The 1,795-nt window shown below is 38.2% G+C and carries 1 protein-coding gene; it reads left to right on the top strand.

The window, feature by feature from the left end:
* Nucleotides 1-115 precede the first annotated feature (115 nt).
* On the top strand, nt 116-1,474 hold the full coding sequence (locus tag JOD18_RS24045; RefSeq protein WP_204672009.1) for an IS110 family RNA-guided transposase: 1,359 nt from the start codon (nt 116-118) through the stop codon (nt 1,472-1,474).
* Nucleotides 1,475-1,795 lie beyond the last annotated feature (321 nt).

Genomic DNA, 1,795 nt, shown 5'->3' with positions numbered 1-1,795 from the left:
TTCTGGTGTATGAAATAATTAATTCGTACACAAAAAGTCCCATTGACTATGCTACGATTGAAATACTTAACCAAGTTTAATCAATCATCCACCAATCCAAAGGAGGGCATAGTCCATGAGACTACTTAATGGTAAACAAGGATTAAGAAGAAGTCAATTCGCAAAAGAACTGAAAGGTGCTGATTTAGAAAAAGTATTGCTAGTTCCTATTGATGTTTCAAAGGTTTTACAGAAATCCATGATTCTAAATTACTTTGGTGATGTGATAGAGCCTTCTTTCTCCTTCATGGTTAGCCAGACTGGCATGAAACTTCTTATCCAAAAGATGGAGGAAGCTAAAAAGACCTGTAGCGCTGAAAAAATATTTGTGGGGATAGAAGCCACTGGGCATCACTATGAAGACATTGTTCGTATCTTAACAGAGGAGGGCTATTCTGTTCACATTGTCAATCCAGCTACTACTCATGAAGAACGAAAACAACATCTGACTTACACAAAAACAGATGATATTGATTTATACCTTATTGCTGAAGCCTTGATAGGCAACAAAGCGACCCATTCAAAACTTGCTTCCGGCGTTTATAAACAACTTCAAAACTTAACAAGGGCCAGACGAAGTGAGATCAATAAGCGCTCCCGCATCAAAATGGAACTTCGCGGTATCCATGACCAAATTTGGCGTGAATATCAGGGGGTTAGCGTACTGGTTGATAATAAAGTCAAATCAACAAAGATTTTTAGTGATTTTTGGGGGAAGGCAAGCCTTCACCTACTAAAACACTACCCACACGCTACCCATATCCTTGAATTAGGCGAGATTGGGTTAAGAAAGCTCTCTAAAGAACACAACCTCAAAATGAGGAAGACAGCAATTGAAAAGCTGCTTTTTGCAGCGAAAGAGAGTGTTTCTAAGCCTTTAGAACAACTATCTAGTGAGCTATTTCTATTAAAGCAAAAGCTAAGGGCCTATGATTGGCACACCCAACATATTGCATTATATAACAAAGAAATCGAGCGCCTCTTCCATCAAACAGAGGGATTTCTTTTACTCACCGTCCCCGGTATTGGGCTTATTACTGCGGCTGAGATTTTTTGTGAAATGGGGGATCTCTCCCATTATCATAGCGCCAGTCAGCTTATTAAAAAGGCCGGAACCAATCCGATCATCAAACAATCAGGAATAGATGGTGGTTACTTTGGATGTATTTCCAAGCAGGGAAACGCCAATCTAAGAAGAGCTATCTATACCGCTGGGCGTTGTCTATCTACACATAATGAAGCTTTGAAGCCCTTTTATACCAGATTAAAGGAAAAAGGCAAAAAGGCACGAAAAATCTATATTGCCATGGGAAACAAATTTATAAAAATTGCATTTGCAATGATAAAAAATCAACAACCTTTTCATTGGCATCATCCTGATTTTAATTATGAACAGGAAATCACCAAAAAACTTTCACAACCTTTAGCAGTTTAGCGTATGTCACATCATAACAGGCAACCTTCTTTTGGTTCGAGTGGAGATCGAATCCAACTTTCATGAGGCACAGACCTCGCAGATCAGCCATATCCCATTCGTTCTGTAAATGCGAATCAGTACGTTAATTCTAATTTGTACTTTATGCCAGAATGCATCCATGCAGAGAAAGAAGCGAGTGTTACCCATTTCTAAATCAAGAAAAGGAGGCCTGTTTCATATATAAACTTGGTTAAATGCTACTTGTAAAAAAATTTATTTATGGTAGGTGTATTAGAGTTATCCAAAAACTTAAAAAAAGTATTTGACATTGTACGCTGA

The sequence above is a fragment of the Gracilibacillus alcaliphilus genome (assembly GCF_016909015.1).
Lineage (GTDB): Bacteria > Bacillota > Bacilli > Bacillales > Amphibacillaceae > Gracilibacillus > Gracilibacillus alcaliphilus.
Note: the sequence above shows the minus strand (reverse complement) of the source record. Positions and strands in the feature narration are given on the sequence as shown.